At 70.5% G+C, this 18,630-nt stretch carries 21 protein-coding genes; 12 read left to right on the top strand and 9 right to left on the bottom strand.

Going from position 1 to position 18,630, the window contains the following annotated elements:
- The first annotated feature begins 6 nt into the window (after positions 1-6).
- Positions 7-783, top strand: a complete 777-nt coding sequence (gene pstB / locus ACFWBN_RS30590; RefSeq protein ID WP_385181894.1) for a phosphate ABC transporter ATP-binding protein PstB — start codon at positions 7-9, stop codon at positions 781-783.
- Between the two features lie 141 nt (positions 784-924).
- On the opposite strand, the gene ACFWBN_RS30595 is transcribed toward pstB, so the two are convergent.
- Together ACFWBN_RS30595 and ACFWBN_RS30600 are read right to left on the bottom strand one after the other, a co-directional pair.
- The gene (locus tag ACFWBN_RS30595; RefSeq protein ID WP_385181897.1) at positions 925-1,923 is read right to left on the bottom strand and encodes an anion permease; all 999 of its coding nucleotides are present in this window, start codon (positions 1,921-1,923) and stop codon (positions 925-927) included.
- Positions 1,924-1,928: 5 nt separating this feature from the next.
- The gene (locus ACFWBN_RS30600) at positions 1,929-2,549 is read right to left on the bottom strand and encodes a DUF47 domain-containing protein (protein ID WP_008742369.1); all 621 of its coding nucleotides are present in this window, start codon (positions 2,547-2,549) and stop codon (positions 1,929-1,931) included.
- 222 nt (positions 2,550-2,771) lie between these two features.
- Here ACFWBN_RS30600 and ACFWBN_RS30605 point away from each other — a divergent pair, with 222 nt between their 5' ends.
- The gene (locus ACFWBN_RS30605; protein WP_382642903.1) at positions 2,772-3,086 is read left to right on the top strand and encodes a metal-sensitive transcriptional regulator; all 315 of its coding nucleotides are present in this window, start codon (positions 2,772-2,774) and stop codon (positions 3,084-3,086) included.
- 31 nt (positions 3,087-3,117) lie between these two features.
- On the opposite strand, the gene ACFWBN_RS30610 is transcribed toward ACFWBN_RS30605, so the two are convergent.
- Together ACFWBN_RS30610 and ACFWBN_RS30615 are read right to left on the bottom strand one after the other, a co-directional pair.
- Entirely contained in the window at positions 3,118-3,273 is a 156-nt protein-coding gene (locus ACFWBN_RS30610) for a hypothetical protein (RefSeq protein WP_385181950.1), read from the bottom strand.
- Positions 3,274-3,420: 147 nt separating this feature from the next.
- Positions 3,421-4,206 carry a hypothetical protein gene (locus ACFWBN_RS30615; RefSeq protein WP_385181902.1) on the bottom strand — a complete coding sequence of 262 codons (786 nt, stop codon included), beginning with the start codon at positions 4,204-4,206 and terminating at the stop codon, positions 3,421-3,423.
- A 205-nt stretch (positions 4,207-4,411) separates the two neighbouring features.
- Here ACFWBN_RS30615 and ACFWBN_RS30620 point away from each other — a divergent pair, with 205 nt between their 5' ends.
- Together ACFWBN_RS30620 and ACFWBN_RS30625 are read left to right on the top strand one after the other, a co-directional pair.
- Positions 4,412-4,597: a hypothetical protein gene (locus tag ACFWBN_RS30620; RefSeq protein ID WP_385181946.1), complete on the top strand. Its 186-nt coding sequence runs from the start codon at positions 4,412-4,414 to the stop codon at positions 4,595-4,597.
- A gap of 91 nt (positions 4,598-4,688) precedes the next feature.
- Positions 4,689-4,904 carry a hypothetical protein gene (locus ACFWBN_RS30625; RefSeq protein WP_385181905.1) on the top strand — a complete coding sequence of 72 codons (216 nt, stop codon included), beginning with the start codon at positions 4,689-4,691 and terminating at the stop codon, positions 4,902-4,904.
- Positions 4,905-5,078: 174 nt separating this feature from the next.
- Here ACFWBN_RS30625 and ACFWBN_RS30630 read toward each other — a convergent pair whose 3' ends face one another.
- The 4 genes from ACFWBN_RS30630 to ACFWBN_RS30645 form a co-directional block, all read right to left on the bottom strand.
- Entirely contained in the window at positions 5,079-5,810 is a 732-nt protein-coding gene (locus ACFWBN_RS30630) for a phosphatase PAP2 family protein (RefSeq protein WP_385181908.1), read from the bottom strand.
- Positions 5,811-5,964: 154 nt separating this feature from the next.
- Complete coding sequence (locus ACFWBN_RS30635) at positions 5,965-6,975, bottom strand: NlpC/P60 family protein (protein WP_385181948.1); 1,011 nt, start codon at positions 6,973-6,975, stop codon at positions 5,965-5,967.
- A 447-nt stretch (positions 6,976-7,422) separates the two neighbouring features.
- Positions 7,423-8,217 carry a thioesterase family protein gene (locus ACFWBN_RS30640; protein WP_385181911.1) on the bottom strand — a complete coding sequence of 265 codons (795 nt, stop codon included), beginning with the start codon at positions 8,215-8,217 and terminating at the stop codon, positions 7,423-7,425.
- 63 nt (positions 8,218-8,280) lie between these two features.
- Positions 8,281-8,889, bottom strand: a complete 609-nt coding sequence (locus ACFWBN_RS30645) for a LysE family transporter (RefSeq protein ID WP_385181913.1) — start codon at positions 8,887-8,889, stop codon at positions 8,281-8,283.
- 80 nt (positions 8,890-8,969) lie between these two features.
- On the opposite strand from ACFWBN_RS30645, the gene ACFWBN_RS30650 reads away from it, so the two are divergent.
- The 8 genes from ACFWBN_RS30650 (at position 8,970) to ACFWBN_RS30685 (ending at position 17,732) form a co-directional block, all read left to right on the top strand.
- Positions 8,970-9,494: a GNAT family N-acetyltransferase gene (locus tag ACFWBN_RS30650; RefSeq protein WP_385181916.1), complete on the top strand. Its 525-nt coding sequence runs from the start codon at positions 8,970-8,972 to the stop codon at positions 9,492-9,494.
- Positions 9,491-10,330: a pentapeptide repeat-containing protein gene (locus tag ACFWBN_RS30655; protein ID WP_385181920.1), complete on the top strand. Its 840-nt coding sequence runs from the start codon at positions 9,491-9,493 to the stop codon at positions 10,328-10,330. The genes ACFWBN_RS30650 and ACFWBN_RS30655 overlap by 4 nt, the downstream gene beginning before the upstream one ends.
- Positions 10,331-10,639: 309 nt before the next feature.
- Positions 10,640-10,948 carry a hypothetical protein gene (locus tag ACFWBN_RS30660; protein ID WP_008742356.1) on the top strand — a complete coding sequence of 103 codons (309 nt, stop codon included), beginning with the start codon at positions 10,640-10,642 and terminating at the stop codon, positions 10,946-10,948.
- Positions 10,949-11,045: 97 nt separating this feature from the next.
- Positions 11,046-11,852, top strand: coding sequence for a hypothetical protein (locus tag ACFWBN_RS30665; protein ID WP_385181922.1), 807 nt, complete (start codon positions 11,046-11,048; stop codon positions 11,850-11,852).
- Positions 11,842-13,158, top strand: a complete 1,317-nt coding sequence (locus ACFWBN_RS30670; protein WP_385181925.1) for a hypothetical protein — start codon at positions 11,842-11,844, stop codon at positions 13,156-13,158. The genes ACFWBN_RS30665 and ACFWBN_RS30670 overlap by 11 nt, the downstream gene beginning before the upstream one ends.
- A complete protein-coding gene (locus ACFWBN_RS30675; protein ID WP_385181928.1) occupies positions 13,155-14,717 on the top strand; it encodes an SCO6880 family protein in 1,563 nt (520 codons plus the stop codon). Before ACFWBN_RS30670 ends, ACFWBN_RS30675 begins: the two co-directional genes overlap by 4 nt.
- 19 nt (positions 14,718-14,736) lie before the next feature.
- A complete protein-coding gene (locus ACFWBN_RS30680; protein ID WP_385181931.1) occupies positions 14,737-16,158 on the top strand; it encodes an ATP-binding protein in 1,422 nt (473 codons plus the stop codon).
- Positions 16,159-16,160: 2 nt separating this feature from the next.
- The gene (locus ACFWBN_RS30685) at positions 16,161-17,732 is read left to right on the top strand and encodes a type VI secretion protein (RefSeq protein ID WP_385181933.1); all 1,572 of its coding nucleotides are present in this window, start codon (positions 16,161-16,163) and stop codon (positions 17,730-17,732) included.
- A 157-nt stretch (positions 17,733-17,889) separates the two neighbouring features.
- Here ACFWBN_RS30685 and ACFWBN_RS30690 read toward each other — a convergent pair whose 3' ends face one another.
- Positions 17,890-18,450, bottom strand: coding sequence for a GNAT family N-acetyltransferase (locus tag ACFWBN_RS30690; RefSeq protein ID WP_385181935.1), 561 nt, complete (start codon positions 18,448-18,450; stop codon positions 17,890-17,892).
- Between the last annotated feature and the right edge of the window lie 180 nt (positions 18,451-18,630).

The raw sequence follows: 18,630 nt of genomic DNA on the forward strand, positions 1-18,630 counted from the left end.
CCCCTCATGGCGAAGCGAATCGACGTCAGCGGACTGTCCGCCTTCTACGGCACCCACAAGGCCATCGATGACATCTCGATGACCGTGGAGCCCCGCTCCGTGACCGCCTTCATCGGCCCCTCCGGCTGCGGCAAGTCCACCTTCCTGCGCACCCTCAACCGCATGCACGAGGTCACCCCCGGCGGCCGCGTCGAGGGCAAGGTCCTCCTGGACGACGAGAACCTGTACGGCCCCGGCGTGGACCCGGTCGCGGTCCGCCGCACGGTCGGCATGGTCTTCCAGCGCCCCAACCCCTTCCCCACCATGTCGATCTTCGACAACGTGGCGGCGGGCCTGCGGCTGAACGGCAGCTTCAAGAAGTCCGAGCTGACCGACATCGTGGAGAAGTCCCTCCAGGGCGCCAACCTCTGGAACGAGGTCAAGGACCGCCTGAACAAGCCGGGCTCCGGCCTCTCCGGCGGCCAGCAGCAGCGTCTGTGCATCGCCCGCGCCATCGCGGTCGAGCCCCAGGTCCTGCTGATGGACGAGCCCTGCTCGGCCCTCGACCCGATCTCCACCCTGGCGATCGAGGACCTGATCGGCGAGCTGAAGGAGCGCTTCACGATCGTCATCGTGACGCACAACATGCAGCAGGCGGCCCGCGTCTCGGACCGCACCGCCTTCTTCAACCTCTCCGCCGTCGGCCAGCCCGGCAAGCTCATCGAGATCGACGACACGGACCGGATCTTCTCCAACCCGTCCGTGCAGGCGACCGAGGACTACATCTCGGGCCGCTTCGGCTAAGCCCGGACGAGACATCATGCGGCTCCGCCGCGTGATCTGAACGTCCTGCGGTGCTGCATGGCGGTGCCACCGCAAGGCGAAAGAAAGAAAAAGGGCCGGCTCCCCCTGGGTGGGGGGAGCCGGCCCGCTTTCGTTGTCCCGCTACACGAAGGCGAGGTTCACGATCCAGAAGCTGACCGCGGCGACGAGCGCCGCGGCCGGCATCGTGATGAACCAGCCCAGGATGATGTTCTTGGCGACGCCCCAGCGGACCGCGTTCACCCGCTTGGTGGCACCCACACCCATGATCGCCGAGGTGATCACGTGGGTGGTGGAGATCGGCGCGTGGAAGAGGAACGCCGAGCCGAACATGATCGAGGCACCGGTGGTCTCGGCCGCGAAGCCCTGCGGCGGGTCCAGCTCGATGATCTTGCGGCCGAGCGTGCGCATGATGCGCCAGCCACCCGCGTACGTGCCCAGCGACAGCATCACCGCACACGCGATCTTGACCCAGATCGGGATCTCGGAACCGGCGGCCTGCACATCGGCGATGACCAGGGCCATCATCACGATGCCCATGGTCTTCTGCGCGTCCTGGAGGCCGTGGCCCAGGGCCATGCCGGCCGCCGAGACGGTCTGCGCGATACGGAAACCGCGCTTGGCCTTGTGCGGGTTGGCCCGGCGGAACATCCACAGGATGGCGACCATGACCAGGTAACCGACGACCAGACCCACGACGGGCGAGACGAACATCGGGATGACGACCTTGTCGACCACGCCCGACCAGATCACCTCGGTGCCGCCGGCCAGCGCCGCGCCCACCATGCCGCCGAACAGCGCGTGCGAGGAGGACGAGGGCAGACCGAAGTACCAGGTGATCAGGTTCCAGACGATCGCACCGACCAGCGCCGCGAAGAGGATCCACATGCCCCGGTTGCCGTGGGGCGTCTCGATCAGGCCCTCGCTGACCGTCTTGGCGACCCCGCTGCCCAGGAAGGCGCCGGCGAGGTTCATCACGGCCGCCATGGCCAGCGCCGCGCGCGGGGTCAGCGCCCTCGTCGAAACGGAGGTCGCGATCGCGTTCGCGGAGTCGTGAAAACCATTCGTATAGGTAAAGCCGAGCGCGACACCGATGGTCACGATCAGAGCGAAGGTGTCCACGAGGTTCAGGACTCCTTGACCGCGATGGTCTCCACCGTGTTCGCAACGTGCTCGAACGCGTCGGCCGCCTCTTCGAGCACGTCGACGATCTGCTTGAGCTTCAGCACCTCGATGGCGTCGTACTTGCCGTTGAAGAGCTGGGCGAGCAGCTTGCGGTGGATCTGGTCGGCCTGGTTCTCAAGACGGTTGACCTCGATCCAGTACTCGGTGAGGTTGTCCATCGTCCGCAGGTGCGGCATGGCCTCGGCGGTCAGCTCGGCCGCGCGCGCCAGCACCTCGATCTGCTGCTCGACGCCCTTGGGGAGCTCCTCCACGTTGTAGAGGACGACCAGGTCGACCGCCTCCTCCATGAAGTCCATGATGTCGTCGAGCGACGAGGCCAGGTTGTAGATGTCCTCGCGGTCGAACGGCGTGATGAAGGAGGAGTTCAGCTGGTGGAAGATCGCGTGGGTCGCGTCGTCCCCCGCGTGTTCCGCCGCCCGCATCCGCTCCGCGATCTCGGCCCGGGCGGAGGAGTCCGCTCCGAGCAGTTCCATCAGGAGCTTGGAGCCCGTGACGATGTTGTCCGCGGATGCGGCGAACATGTCGTAGAAGCTCGTCTCCCTGGGGGTCAGACGAAATCGCACGTGAGGTCCTCGGGGTGCATTGGATTCGGTCAGGCTGATGCTAGGCGCATCCCCCTGCCACGGCTAACCGGCGGTTCCCCAGTGTCCTCCATCAGGCAGAGTGAGGACCACGGGCCCCTGTCCCTGCGACCGAGGCCCGGTATCCTATACCCGTGAGGGGTATGCATCCCCTTGCGGGTCACGGGTCACGGATCACGAAACACCGATCACACGGGAGAGCACATGACGACCATCGAGGCGGAGGGCTCCGGAGCCGTCCACGGCTACCACCACCAGAAGGACGAGCACCTCAAGCGACTGCGCCGGATCGAGGGCCAGATCCGCGGCCTCCAGCGGCTCGTCGACGAGGACGTCTACTGCATCGACATACTCACGCAGGTCTCGGCGAGCACGAAGGCCCTCCAGTCCTTCGCCCTCCAGCTCCTGGAGGAGCACCTCCGCCACTGCGTGGCCGACGCGGCCCTCAAGGGCGGCACCGAAATCGACGCCAAGGTGGAAGAGGCCACGAAGGCCATCGCCCGCCTGCTGCGCACCTGACGGCCCCGGGCCCGAGGGGGCGGAGGGCGGGTCAGCTGCCCGCCAACCCCAACAACACCTCGTCGATCCGGTCCAGACTCAGCCGGTCCTCGTCCGCCGCCGAAGCGGCAATGATCAACTCACCGCACAGCTCGATCTCGGCGAGCGCCACGTGGTCCTGCACCGTCGTACCGCCAGCGGGAGTCACGCGTGTCACCTCAATCTGCCGTCATCGACATCGGCACTCGACTCCCCAAGCGTAGGGAGCCCCCGGCTCACCGCGCATGACACGGATGGACCATTTCCGGATACCGCCCCATGGCCCGACCGCGCCGCCCACCCCCGCCCGCCGCCCCTAATCGGCGATCTTCCCCGCGTAAATGTCCGCACTTGCGGGCAATACGACGGTCACCGGCGTCCCGAACCCGTACAGCAGCGTGGTCGACGAGACATCGATCACGCCATTGTTGACGTACGTGAACCGGTGCCTGACCTTCCGCAGCCGCCCCTGCTCGTCCAGATAGGCATCGAACGGCACGGTGTCCTTGCTGAACCCTTTCGCCGCCGCCGCCAGCGCCCCCCGCACGTCCGGTGACGCGCTCCCCGCCGCCCGCCCGATGTCGGTGGTCCCCCGGTAGTGCCGCACCTTGGTGCCCGCCACCTCGGTCTCCCCGACGTACGTGACCTCCTGCGCGCCCCGCAGCAGCTCGGCCGCGACCAGCGGATCGGTGGCCCCGCCCGTGACCAGGTTCCCGTCGGCCAGGGTCGTCGTGTCGACCCGTACCCACTTGTCGTCGGGAACGCCCGAGCCGCGGTTCTTCATGTAGAGCGCGCCCGGCACGAGCAGCTCGGTGATCGGCCGGTGCTCGGCCTTGCCCTTCACGTCGGCCGGGAGCATCACCAGCAGCTGGCCCATGCGCTGCTTGAAGTCGACCCCGCCCTCGCCCCGGATCGTGACCCGGGTGCCGCCCGTGGCCATCTCCATGGCCGTACGGGCCTGCGCGCTGCCCGTCTTCGCCAGCGCGTCGGCGGCCCCGCGGACCACCGCCGCCGGGTCCGCGGGGGGCGTGTCGTCGCTGCCGCCGGCGCCCGCGCAGGCGCCCGTCGCCGCAACCGCCAGGGTGACCCCGGCAGCGAGCATCACCTCACCCGCACGCCCGCGCCGCCGCCTGTGCTGGTGAACCACCATCGCCTGCCCAACCCCCAACGCATGACCGCTGTTTGCCCGAGGCCCCCACCCGCTCCGCTTAACGAGGTCCGGGGTTTCCCGTCACGGGCCACGCACCGCCCCGCCCCGTGCCCGACCCGGGTACCGTGGAGGCGTGGAACCGCACACGAAAGCGACCCTGGTCCCTCCGCTTGCCTCCGTACCCTTCCAGCGGCCACAGCCGCAGCCACCCACCGGGCACGCCACCTCCACCGCCGAGCGCGGATCCTTCTGCCTGGCCGTCTGCACCTGCGGCTGGAGCGGCCCGGCCCGCCGCTCCCGCGACCTGGCCCGCAAGGACGCCAACCGGCACACCGCGGGGTAGTCGCGGTCCGGCACACACCCCGGGGTAATCGATCTAGCCCGTTCGGACGGCCCGGCTGGCCGGTGCCCGCCGGAGCGGATGCCCTTGATTCATGCCAGGACCCGCAGCCCGCCTCGCGGCCCTTCTCTGGGCCCTGCTCATCGCCTTCACCCCGGCCGCCGGCGCCTGGGCCCGGCCCGTGGGCACGGCGGACGGCCCGGCCGACGTGGCCCTGGCCATCGGGCTCACCGCCGCCGCGGCCGTGGCCACCGGCCTGTGGCTGCGCTCCCGCTACCGCCGCGACGGCGACGAGCGGCGCGAGCCATGACCCCGCGCCCCCGCCCTACGGCGGTGCGCCTGTGCTTCGGGGCGGCGCTGGTGTGCCTGCTGGCGGCCGTCCTGATCGCCGCCTGGGAGTCGTACGGAAGCGGAACCCCGTAAACCGGTGAATCCGTAAACCGGTGAACCCGTAGGCCCCGCAGGCGGTGGTGGAGAACCGCCCTCAGGCGGCGAGGTCGCTCTCCTGCGTGCGCTGCTGTCCCGCCGACGGGGTCTGCGCCTGCGCCAGGTCGACCGGCCGCGGCAGCGCCCCGCCCTTGGCCCGCACCAGCCGCCCCACGCGCGGGGAGCGGGCCACCGCCCGCACCACCGGGTTCAGCGACGCCATCGCGAGCGGCGCGAGGACGAGGACCACGGCGGTGCCGAGCGCGAAGCCGCCGATCACGTCGGTGGGGTAGTGGACGCCCATGTACACGCGGCACAGTCCCTCGGCGAGGGCCAGCCCGATACCGATGAGCCCGAGCTTCCGGTTGGCCACGAACAGGCCGACGCCCAGGGCCATCGCGAGGGTCGCGTGGTCGCTGACGAAGGAGAACTCCGACTTCGCGAGGCCGATCCCGAGGCCCGGGTCGAGTACCTGAAGGCCCTCGTGCTGCCGGAACGGCCGCGGCCGCCCGACGAATTCGCGCAGCGGCGCATTGACGAGCAGCGCCAGCCCGGCGCCGAGCGGGGCCCATACGAGCGCGGCGAAGGACTCGGCGGCCGTGGCCTCGTCCTGCCGGCGCGCACCTCGCCAGCACCACAGGACCAGGAGCACCAGGGCCAGCAGGATCCCGTACTCGCCGACCAGGCTCACGGCGCGGTCCACCCAGCCCGGGGCCTGCCGGGCAAGTCCGTTGAGCTCGTACAGCAGGCTGACATCCACGTTCGGCCCACCGGTCGTGAGTCCAGCCATGGTGATGCGGCCCCTTGCCCTTGCCGTGGTTCCCCTGTGTCCATGGAACGCCCGTTCTGGCGGCTACGTTCCACTCTCCACCGAATGATCACTCCAACGTTATCGAAGAGTGACTCATCGTCGCAGCTCAGGGCCTTGGCTTCACGGAGAGTTGCTACGGCGCCCTGCTCGCCCCGGCGCGCTCCGGAAGAGCCTCGGCCCCGTCCTTCGTCACGCGCGTCGCGCCGAAGTAATCAGGGGTGTCAATCTTGTCGAACCGGATCACGGCACCCGTATAGGGGGCGTTGATCATGTATCCGCCGCCCACGTAGAGCCCGACGTGCCGGATCTCCCGAGAGTTCGTCAGATCATCGGAGAAGAACACCAGGTCGCCCGGCAGCAGTTGGTCGCGCGAAGGATGCGCCCCGGCGTTGTACTGGTCATTGGCGACGCGCGGCAGCTCGATCCCCACCGTCTCGTACGCGGCCTTGGTCAGCCCCGAGCAGTCGAACCGCCCGTCCTGGTCGGGGGTTCCGTTCCCACCCCACAGATACGGCGTCCCGAGCTGCTTCTGCGCGAAGTAAATGGCCCCGGCGGCCTGTTGCGAGGGCGCCACCCGCCCCACGGGCCGGGCAAAGCTCTTCGCCAGCGTCGTAATGGTCTTCACGTACCCCTGGGTCTCCTTGTACGGCGGCACGCCCCCGTACTTGATGACCGCGTAGGCCCCCGCGTTGTAGGCGGCGAGCATGTTCGACGCCGGATCACCCGGCACGCTCGCCACGTCCTTGGCCAGTTCACAGTCGTACGAGGCCGCCGAGGGGATCGCGTCATTCGGGTCCCAGATGTCCCGGTCCCCGTCCCCGTCCCCGTCGATCCCGTGCCCCGACCACGTACCCGGGATGAACTGCGCGATACCGCGCGCGTCCGCCGGACTGACGGCACTCGGGTTCCAGCCGCTCTCGGAGTACAGCTGGGCGGCGAGCAGCGCCGGGTTGATGGCCGGGCACAGGTTGCCCCACTTCTCCACCAGCGCCTGATACTTCGCCGGCACCGCCCCCTTGGCGAGCCCCACCCGACCGCCCGCCCCCGCACCGGCTCCCACCAGGCCCGCCGCGGCCGAGTACGTCCCCACTACGAGCAGGACGACGAAGGTCAGACACAGCCCGACCCCGATCCCACCGGCCATCCAGAATCTGCGCACCCGTCAACCCTCCCCCATGGCCCTGGCTTTCCGCCGCGATTCGCCCGTGTCGCCGGTCGTACTAGCCCACTTGCTCCACCGCCCGACCCCACCCATCCTCAACGCCCCACAGGACCACCGTCCAGCCCCCCTCCCCGAAACCCAGTCCCAGGCGATTCCAGCCCCGCCGGCGCTTGAGGCGCGGGGCCCGGGGCGGAGCCCCGATCTGTAACCCGCACCTGCACACCCAGAGCGCTCCCAGCCCCGCCGGCGTTTGAGGCGCGGGGCGCGGAGCGGAGCCCCGATCTGTAACCCGCACCTGCACACCCAGAGCACTCCCAGCCTCGCCGGCGTTTGAGGCGCGGGGCCCGGGGCGGAGCCCCGATCTCCAACCCGCACCTGCACACACAGGCGGGACACCCCCAGCCCCGCCGGGGCCCCCCGCCCCGCCCCCTACCTCGGCGCGACGAACAGACTCTGCGCACTCCGCCCGATCGGCCCCTTCTCATCGTGCAGCCGCGCATCGGCCAGCCCGATCCCGCCCCCGTCCACACTCGTACGCGCCTCCACGCACGCCCACTCCCCCACCGGATGCCGATGCAGATGCACGCTGAGGTCCCCGTTGATGAAGACGTACCGCCCGAAGTCCATCACCGAGCTGATCCCGTTCCCGGAGTCGGCGGCGATCAGCACCCGGTCCAGCGCCCTGGTCTCCTCCCCGGCAACGAGCGGCACCTTCATCCGCATCCAGCACGTACCGGGACCCAGCTCGACGAACGCCCCCTCGGTGAACCGCGTCTCCATCGCCGAGTGGTAGCCGACCTCCCACGGCACCGGGAAGAACGGCGTCACCTCCACCTCCCCCGGCGGCGGCAGCTGCGGCCCCGGAACCACCGCCGGCACGACCTCCTCGGCCACCCGGATCCGCAGCGCCCGCGCCAGCATCACCGGCGCGGCCCCACCCGCCGGGGTGAGGGCCGCCTCGACCACCTCGGTGCTGCGCCCGGCCCGCAGCACCGAGGTCGAAATCTCCAGCTCCCCGATCGGCACCGGCCGCAGGATCTCGTACGTGATCCGCGCGACCCGCATGTCCGTACGCGCCCCCGCCCGCTCCTCGACGGCCCGCCCGAGCAACGCCGCAGGCGGCCCGGCATGCTGCGAGCCCGGGTCCCACGGCCCGCGCGTGTACTCGGTGGCGGTGAACCGCCCGGCATCAACCCGTTCGAAGAACCCCTCGACAGCGCCCATACCCAGCACGCTACCGACAGGTAACCCCCCACACCAGCCCCTCATGAACCCCGCACGCACCGATCAGCGGGCGAACCCCAGCCCCACCCCCAGCCCCACCAGCACCGACCCGATGGCCCGGTTCAGCGCCTTCTGCGCCTTCAGCATCCGGTCCCGCAGCCGGGAGTTGGAGAAGAACAGCGCCACCGCCCCGAACCACGCCAGATGCGCCCCCGACATGAACAATCCGTAGCCCGCCTGCTGCCACACCACCGTCTCCGGATCGACCACCTGCGTAAAGGTCGACACGACGAACAGCGTCGTCTTCGGATTGAGCACATTGGTCAAGAACCCCGACCGCAGCGCCCCCAGCCGCGTCAGCTGCGGCTTCGACTCCAGGTCCACGGTCACCTCGGCCCGCGCCCGGAAGGTCCGTATCCCGATCCACACCAGATACGCCGCGCCCGCCAGCTTGATCGCGGTGAACAGCGCGGTGGAGGAGGCGATCAGCAGACCGACCCCGAGCATCGTGTAGGAGACGTGGACCAGCACCCCGCCCGCGACCCCGGCCGCGGCGAACAGCCCGGTGGGCCGCCCGTACAGATAGCTGTTGCGGACCACCATGGCGAAATCGGCGCCCGGGCTGATCACGGCGAGAAAGGTAATGACACCAACTGCGATCACTTCAGTCATAGGGGCATGCTCACCTCCCCACCCCCACCGATCAACCCCTCCCAAACCCAACACACTTGAAGCCCACCGATACTGACGGAATGCCGATGCCGACCCCGCCGCCGATCCCGCCGCCGACGCCGCTCTCCCTGCGCCCCTTCCACCCCACCCACGACGCCCCCCTCCTCCGCACCTGGGTGACCAGCCACGCCGAGCTCATGACCTGGGCCGGCCCCTCCTTCTCCTGGCCCCTGGACGAGGCCCAGCTCACCGCCTACGCCGCCGAGCCCGGCCGCCACACCTGGACCGCCGTCACCCCCGCCGGCGACCCGGTCGGCCACGCCTCGATCGCCGGCACCCGCCTCGGCCGGGTACTGATCGCCCCCGAGGCCCGCGGCCGGGGCCTCGGCGAGACGCTCGTCTCACTCACCGTCTCCCGCGCCTTCGGCGAGCTGAACCTCCCCCAGCTCGGCCTCGGCGTCTGGGCCCACAACACGGCGGCGATCCGCCTCTACGAGAAGCTGGGCTTCCGCACCCACGACACGCTCAAGGACGTCGAAGAGGTCGACGGCGTGCCGTGGACCGCCCACCAGATGAAACTCATCGCCCCCGACCCGTCACAATGAAAGACGTGCCGAGTACCCCCGCCCCGCTTCCCGCCCCCCTTCCCGTCCTGCAAGCCGACTGCGCGAACTGCTTCGCCCTCTGCTGCGTGGCCCTCCCCTTCGCCAAGTCCACCGACTTCGCGGTGAACAAGCCCGCCGGAACCCCCTGCAAGAACCTCCAGCAGGACTTCCGCTGCGGCATCCACACCCGGCTGCGCGACAAGGGGTTCCAGGGCTGCACGGTCTTCGACTGCTTCGGCGCGGGCCAGCAGGTCTCCCAGGTCACCTTCGGCGGCCAGGACTGGCGCACCCACCCCGACACGGCCCGCCGGATGTTCGACGCCTTCCCGATCATGCGCCAGCTGCACGAGCTGCTCTTCTACGTCTCCTCGGCACTGACCCTCCCGGACGCCGCCCCGGTCCACGCGGACCTGCGCCGGGCGCTGTCGGAAGCGTCCGAATGGACCCGGGCCGACGCGGACACCCTCGCCACCCTGAACGTCGACGCCCTCCGCCAGGAGATCAACACCCTCCTCCTCAAGACGAGCGAGCTCGTACGGGCCAAGGTGCCGGGCCGCAAGAAGAACCACCGCGGCGCCGACCTGATGGGCGCCCGCCTCTCCGGCGCGGACCTCCGCGGCGCGAACCTCCGCGGCGCCTACCTGATCGCCGCCGACCTCACCCGCGCCGACCTCCGCACGGCCGACCTGATCGGCGCGGACCTCCGCGACACCAACCTCCGCGGCGCGGACCTCCGCGACACCATCTTCCTCACGCAGCCCCAACTCAACGCCGCCCAGGGCGACCCCACCACCCGCATCCCCCCCACCCTCACCCGCCCCGCGCACTGGGCGTAGCCCCACCGAGGCTCGAAACGCGGGGGGTCCGGGGCTACGCCGAACGGCGTCCCCGCACCCCACCCGTACGCCGAGACGACAATCATTGCCCGGCGTCACCCCCCGTGATACACAGAGTGACCATACGTTCTTTCGCATACACACCGCCCGCGCCCAGGTCAGAGCGCACGGGCGGGGCGCGGGCCGGGAGATCGGGTAAAGAGAGCCGTCAAGTCGACGACGGCGGCAGTTTCATCAGCGAAGATAGTGAGTGACCCCTGCCGTCGGGCACGGGCTTCCGGAACTACCCATACAGGGGCGGTGAGTTACATGATCCTGGCAGCCGAAAAGGGCGACATCACCACCATCATCGGCGGAATCGCCCCGAACTGGGGGCCGTTCGGCAGTCTCGGCAACGAAGCGAAGGTCATGATCGAGGTGGTCATGGCCGTGGCGATCCTCCTCTGCCTCGGCATCGCCATCTGGGGCGCGGCCAAGCAGCGCATCGGCGCGACCGCCCTGCGCGACACGTTCAGCGCGGAACAGGGCAAGGGCCTGATCGTGGCCGGCCTCACGGGCGTCTTCATCATCGGCTCCCTGGGCACCCTCTTCACGATCGTCTACGGAATGGCCGTCTAGCCGGGCCGCCGCGGCCGTACCTGATGAGGAATCACCACACCGCGCCTGCGCGGGAACCAGCGCTAACGTCGTACGACGCGGAGGGGGCCGACACGGAATGAGCAACGACGACCAGTACGGCGGCACGGGCCAGACCCGTACCCGCCTCCCGGACTCCGCCGCGGACCCGTACGGCCCCACCCGCCGCACCCCCCGCGCCACCCGCAGCCTGATCACGGTGGTCGGCGTGGTGGTCCTCCTGATCGCCGCCATCGCGTTCGCGAACCAGGGCCCCGACGCCCCGGAGGCCAAGCCCTCGGACAACGCCCCGGCCGCCTCCTCCACGACCACCACGGGCACGGCCCCGGTAACGGGCAAGAACGGTGGTGTGGCCTCCGGGTTCGCCCAGGACCAACAGGGCGCCCAGTCGGCAGCCTCCAACTACGCCGTCGCCCTTGGTTCTGACGGCATGTTCAACCCGGCGCGCCGCCACTCCATCGTGGACGCGGTCGCCGAGGAAGGCAGCCGGACGAAGCTTCAGGCCGCGTTCGACGCCGACTACTCGGCAGGCCTGCTCTCCCAGATCGGCCTCACGAAGGATGGTCTTGCGCCGGCCGGTGCCACTTTCGTCAACCGGACGGTACCGGTCGGCGCCAAGGTGAAGAACTTCGCCAGTGGGACCGCCGCGGTCGATGTGTGGTGCGTCGGCATGTTCGGCCTGACCGGCGAGAAGTCCACGCGCCCCGTCACCAGCGGCTGGTTCACGATCTCCATGACGCTCAAGTGGAACGGCAGCGACTGGAAGGTCGTCGAGACCTCGCAGAAGGACGGCCCCACTCCGGTCACCGGCGACAACCCCGTATCCACCTCCGACGAGATCGGCAGTGCCGTCACCGAATTCGGAGGGTTCACCTATGCCCGGTAGTCACCGGCTCCCGCTCCGAAGGGTGGGCGCCACCGCGGCGGTCCTCCAGACCGCGGTCGTCCTGTTCGCCTCGCGCGCGATGGCCGCGCCGACTCCCACGCCAACTCCGGCGCCGAGCGCGAGCAACGACCCGTGTGCGCTGATCGCCGGGCCGGCCCGGGAGTACTGCGACCGCGGCTCCGGCCAAGGCCCCCGTACAGGCCTAGCGCCCAGCGACCCGGCCGACGCCCTCAACCCCCTAGCCTCGCTAGCGAAGGGCTGCGCCGACGCCGCCTCCTGGATCGTCGGCAAACTCAGCGAAGCGGTCAAGGGCACAGCCAACGTCGACTTCACCAACCCCGCCTTCCTCAAGCAGTACTCGGTCGTCTTCGCCGCCTCCACCATCCTCACCCTCGTCCTCTGGCTCTTCGCCGTCGCCAAGCGAGCCGTCCGCGGCGTCCCCCTCACCACCGCCATCTCCGAAGCCATCGGCTTCCTCTGGCTCACCGTCCTCGCCTCCGCCTTCACCCCCCTCGTCCTCTACACCGTCGTCTCCGCCACCGACGGCGTCACCGAGGTCATCGCCTCCGCCACCGGCGGCCAGACCGACGTCTTCTTCGGCTCCTTCTCCGAAGCCCTCAAGAAGGGCGACGACATCGGCGGCGGCCCGATCATGCTGATCGTCGTCGCCCTCGTCACCGTCCTCGCCGCCGGCGTGCTCTACCTCGAGCTCTTCATCCGCGCCGCCCTCCTCTACGTCGGCGCCCTCCTCGGCGTCGTCGTCTACGCGGGCCTCGTCGACCGGAACCTCTGGGGCCACGTCCGCCGCTGGGCGGGCATCATGATCGCCGTCATCCTCGTGAAGCCGGTCATCGTCATCGTCCTCGGCCTCGCCGGAGCCCTCACCGGCGAGAAGGGCCCCAACGCCTTCTCCGCCGTCGTCACCGGCCTCGCCATCATCCTCCTGGCGATCTTCGCCTCCGCGATGATCTACCGCTTCGTCCCCGGCTTCGGCGACGAGATCGCCTCCGCCCGCTCGAACCGCAGCAAGGCCACCGACGGCGCCCAGGCGGCCGCCGTCATCAGCTCCCCGGCCTCCCTCGTCTCGCAGGGCATCAAGACCCACAGCAGCCGCGGCGCCCACCGCGGAGGCGACGGCGGCGGCAACAGCGCGCCCCGCCCCGCCAACCCCATCTCCGGAGGCGTGGCCGCCCACAGCAGCCGCCCCACCTCCGGCGGCGGAGCCGGCGGCGGATCTGTCCCCTCCGCCGCACCCGCACCCCGCACGAGTTCGAGTACGAGGAACACAGGAGGTGACGGGCGTTGACGACCCAGTCCCACCAGATGCACCCGGTCGCGCCCCGCCGCACGTATCTCATCGGCCGCGCCCGGCCGAACGCGATCGTCGGCAAGAACCGCGAGACCGGCGAGATCGCCCTGATCATCGCGGGGGCGTTCTTCGGCATGATGAGCGGACTGCTCGTCCCCGACCTCACCCTGCGCATCGTCAGCCTCGCCGGCTTCCCCATGCTCGCGCTCGCCGCCGTGTACGTCCCGTACAAGGGCCGTACGTTCTACCGCTGGTTCGAGATCAGCCGCAGCTACAAGCGCACGCTGCGCCGCGGCACCACCTACCGCTCCTCCGCCATCGAGGCAGGCACCCGCGCCGCCGACGGCCGCGAGGTCGAGGTCGGCCCGCCCCCCGGCATCGGCCGCATCAACTGGCTCGCCGCCCCCTTCGGCCCCGACGAGATCGCCGTACTCCTCCACGCGGACCGCCGCACCGTCACCGCCGCCATCGAGATCGAGGGCCCCGGCGTCGGCCTGCGCGACAGCGAGGACCAGGAAGCCCTCGTCGACCGCTTCGGCACCCTCCTCAAGCACGTGGCCAACGGCGACGGCTTCGTCACCCGCCTCCAGATGCTCGCCCGCACCCTGCCCGCCGACCCCGACGCGCACGCCAAGGACGTGGCCCAGCGCGGCGACACCCAGGCCCCCGGCTGGCTGCGCGACTCGTACGACCAGCTCCAGTCGATGGTGTCCACCTCCTCCGAGCAGCACCGCGCGTACCTCGTCGCCTGCATGCACTACACGCGCGAACTCGCCGCCGAGGCCCACACCATCGCCCGCGCCGCCACCCCCCACAAGGGCCGCAAGCTCGACCGCGACGCCGGCCTCGCCATCGTCATGGCCCGCGAGCTCACCGACATCTGCGCCCGCCTCGCCGAAGCCGACATCCGCGTCCGCCAGCCGCTGGGCCAGGGCCGCCTGTCCTCCCTCGTGCACTCCATGTACGACCCGGACCACCCCATCGACCACATCCAGGCCATGACCAAGCGCAACGCCTGGCCCGCCGAGCTCGACGCCGTCGAGCCCACCTACCTCCAGGCCAAGACCCGCGAGTCCTCCACCCGCGCCCCCTGGTGCCACGCCACCGCCTGGGTCAAGGAGTGGCCGATGACCCCCGTCGGCGTCAACTTCCTCGCCCCGCTCCTCGTCCACACCCCCGACGTCATCCGCACCGTCGCCGTCACCATGGACCTGGAGCCCACCGAGGTGGCCATCGAGCGCATGCTCACGGAGAAGACCAACGACGAGGCCGACGCCTCCCGCGCCGCCAAGATGAACCGCACCGTCGACCCCCGCGACATCGCCGCCCACGGCCGGCTCGACCAAAGAGGTGAAGATCTCGCCAGCGGTGCGGCGGGAGTCAACCTGGTCGGGTACATCACGGTGTCCTCTCGGTCACCCGAAGCCCTCGCCCGCGACAAGCGGACGATCCGCGCCTCGGCCGGCAAGTCCTACCTGAAGCTGGAGTGGTGCGACCGCGAGCACCACCGCGCCTTCGTCAACACCCTGCCGTTCGCCACCGGCATCCGACGCTAGCTGGAGGGAAGTGCCGCCCATGCGAGATCCCATGTCCGCCCTGACGGACGCCTTCACCAGCTTCCTCTTCGGCAAAGTCGAAACCACGCGCCTGCCCGTACGCACCTCCACCGGGCAGGCGCAGGCCGTCTACCTGCCCACCGCCGCCCCCGGACTCGGCGACTCCGGCGTCATCATCGGCCGCGAGGTCTACAGCGGCAAGGGCTACATCTACGACCCCTTCCAGCTGTACGGACAGCAGCTCCCGGCCCCCCACTGGCTGGTCCTCGGCGAATCCGGCAACGGAAAGTCCGCCCTGGAGAAGACGTACGTCCTGCGCCAGCTCCGCTTCAAGGACCGCCAGGTCGTCGTCCTCGACGCGCAGGGCGAGGACGGCGTCGGCGAGTGGAACCTGATCGCCCAGCAGCTGGGGATAACCCCCATCCGCCTGGACCCGATCGCCGCCAACGACGACGGGATCCGCCTCAACCCCCTCGACCCGGCGATCACCACGACCGGCCAGCTCGCGCTGCTCCGGACGATCATCGAGGTCGCCATGGGCCACGGCCTCGACGAGCGCGCCGGCTTCGCGCTCAAGGTCGCCCACGCCTACGTCGTCGACACCATCCGCGACCGCCAGCCCGTCCTCACCGACATCGTCGAGCAACTGCGCCACCCCGAAGCCGAATCCGCCCTCGCCATGAACGTCGACATAGACGATGTCCGGGCCTGGGGCCTCGACGTCGCGCTCGTCATCGACCGCCTCGTCGACGGCGACCTGCGCGGCATGTTCGACGGCCCCACCACCGTCGGCATCGACCTCGACGCCCCGCTGATCGTCTTCGACCTCTCCCACATCGACCGCAACTCCATCGCCATGCCCATCCTCATGGCGATCGTCGGCGTCTGGCTGGAGCACACCTGGATCCGGCCGGACCGCAAGAAGCGCATCTTCCTCGTCGAAGAGGCCTGGCACATCATCAACAGCCCCTTCGTGGCCCAGCTGTTCCAGCGCCTGCTGAAGTTCGGCCGCCGCCTCGGCCTGTCCTTCGTCGCCGTCGTCCACCACCTCTCCGACGTCGTCGACGGCGCGGCCGCCCGCGAGGCCGCGGCCATCCTCAAGATGGCCTCCACCAGAACCATCTACGCCCAAAAGGCGGACGAGGCCCGCGCGACGGGCCGCGTCCTCGGCCTCCCCCGCTGGGCGGTGGAGATCATCCCGACCCTCACCCCGGGCATCGCGGTCTGGGACGTCAACGGCAACGTCCAGGTGGTCAAACACCTGATCACCGAAGCCGAACGCCCCCTCGTCTACACCGACCGCGCCATGACCGAGTCCTCCACCCCCGCCCGCCTCCACGACGACATGCTGGCCGCCGAACTGGAGGCGGAGGAGCGCGCCCTGGCCATCGAACGCCGCCGAGGCAGCGGCGGCCCGGGTTCCGCGACCACGGTGGCCTGACCATGCACGACGCGCGACGTACGGAGGCCCCCGCGCGGGGCGGCATCCCGGACGGCCTGCTGGTCGGCCTCCTGGCCTTCCTCCTCGGCCTCGCCGTCCTCATCTGGTCGGCGACGGGCCTCGCCGCCCTCTTCTCCAAGGGCGCCTGGCCCGGCACCGTGACCTTCACCCGGACCCCGGGAGCCGTGCGCGCCCTGATAGCGCAACCGCACGACGTCGCGGGCGCCTGGCCGGACACCGACCCGGCCGCGCTCCCCGGCTGGGGCCTGTTCTGGGGCCTGTTCATCAGCCAGCTCCTGGTGCTGTTCGTGCTCACCGTCTTCGCCATCGGCGTCATCGCCCGCACCAAGTCCCGCCGCGCCCTGGCCCGCCAGGCGGCACTGAGCCAGGCACCCCCCGAGCCGCCGCAGCCCTTCGCCTCGCCGGCGCAGCAGCCTCGGGTGGATCCAGCCGCACCTACGCACTCGGCCCGGGCCGATTCAGCCCCGCCCGCGGAGCGGCCTCCAGTGGATCCAGCCGCGCCCGGGCACCCAGCCATGGCCGATTCAGCCTCGCCGGCGCTTGAGGCGCGGGGGTCTGGGGGCAGCGCCCCCAGCGGCCCCGCCCCGGCGGGCCGACAAGCCCCGGCCGCAGCCCCCGCCGCGCACCCACAGACCATGGGCGGAGCCCGCCTGGCTTACGCCGGCCCGAACGACCGCTTCCGCGCGGCCGCGACCCGTATCCGGGAATCAGAGGGAGCGGCACTGATCATCACGTCCTCGCCCACCCTCTGGGCGGAGACCAAGGACGCCCGCGCCAAACTCGGCCCGGTCCTCCTCTACGACCCCTCGCACCTCTGCGACACCCCGGCCCGCATGCACTGGAACCCCACCGAGGGCTGCGCCGACCGGGACACCGCCGCCGCCCGCGCGATCGCCCTGCTGGCCCCCGTACGCCCCCAGGCCCGCATGGACGCGGCGGTGGCGGACACCGCGGAAACGCTCCTGCGCAGCTGGCTGCAGGCCGCCGCCCTGGACGACCGCCCCTTCAAGCAGCTCCACCGCTGGACCCAGGGCAACAACGCCCAGGACCCGGTCCGCATCCTGCGCACCCACCCCCACGCCGCCCCCGGCACGGCCGGCGAGCTGGAGAGCGCCCTCACCGCCCACCCCGAACGCCGCGAGCTGGCCCAGCACCTGACGGCCCGTGCCCTCTCCTGCCTGACCTCGATCCACATCCGCGAGGCCTGCAATCCGAACCGAACGGATGCCCTCACCCTCGCATCGTTCACGGCCGAAGGGGGCACCCTCTACATGGTGGGCGAAGCCCTGGAGGACCCCCGCACCCACCCGGGTGCGATGCCCTTGCTGACCGCACTCGCCTCTCACGTGGTCGAGCACGGCCGCCGCATGGCCGCACGGTCATCCCACGGTCGGCTCGACCCACCACTGTCCCTGGTCCTGGACGACGTGGCGGCGGTGGCCCCCATCCCCCAGCTCCCGGAGCTCCTCCAGGACGAGACGCTCCCGCTCCTCGCCCTGTGCCGCAGCCGCGAACAGGCCCGCTCCCGCTGGCCGGAGGCGGCCCTCCCCTAGTGCTGTGACCGGAAAGGTTCACCGGGTCGCGGCACCCGGCACGGCACCTCGCCGCGTTGTCGGACCACGCAAGTACGTCCAGTACGAGGCGCGGTCCTCCGCCTTGCGATGCACCGCACCGGACACCGCGACCCGGCAAACCTTCCCGGCCACAGCACTAGAGGGACGGCCTGGGAAACACGTACTCGACCTCCAGGCCGGCCGTATCGGTGGGCACAGGCACGGAAAGCCCCGTCGCCTCGAACCCGAACCGCCGATAGAAGGCCGCGGCCCGCCCGTTCTCCTCGTGCACGAAGAGCCGTACGCGCTCCAGCGCCGGCTCCTCCAGCGACCAGGCCCACTCCAGCGCTGCCTCGAACAGCGCCTCGGTCAGCCCGCTCCCCCGCTCCTCGGGCCGCACGAACACCCCGACCAGGTGCCCCTGGTGCACGGTGATGTCCTCGTCGAAGATGCCGGTGGTCCCGGCCTCCTCAACGAGCACCACGACATTGCCGTTCCACGTCCCGTCCGGCGCCTCGGCAATGAACTGCCGCACCGACCGCCCGTGCGAAGCCCCCTCGGTACGCTCCTGCCAAAACGCATCCGGCCGGCCCGCGGCAGCCTCCTCGGTCTCCAGGAAGGCAAGGTCCGCCACCGGGTCCCGCAGAGCCGCGATCCGCAGCTCCTTGACCTTCTCCCACTCGTCGGCTCGGACAGGACGTATCACGTGCTGGTTCATGGCTGGAGATCATAGCGACCACTCACGACGAACGATCAACCTGCCCCGAAACGCAGAAAAGCCCCGCACCAACCCCGAAGGGCTTGGTGCGGGGCTTTCCCACAATGATTGTTCGGCGGCGTCCTACTCTCCCACAGGGTCCCCCCTGCAGTACCATCGGCGCTGAAAGGCTTAGCTTCC

Source organism: Streptomyces sp. NPDC059989, from assembly GCF_042736975.1.
In the GTDB taxonomy this organism is placed as follows: Bacteria; Actinomycetota; Actinomycetes; order Streptomycetales; family Streptomycetaceae; genus Streptomyces.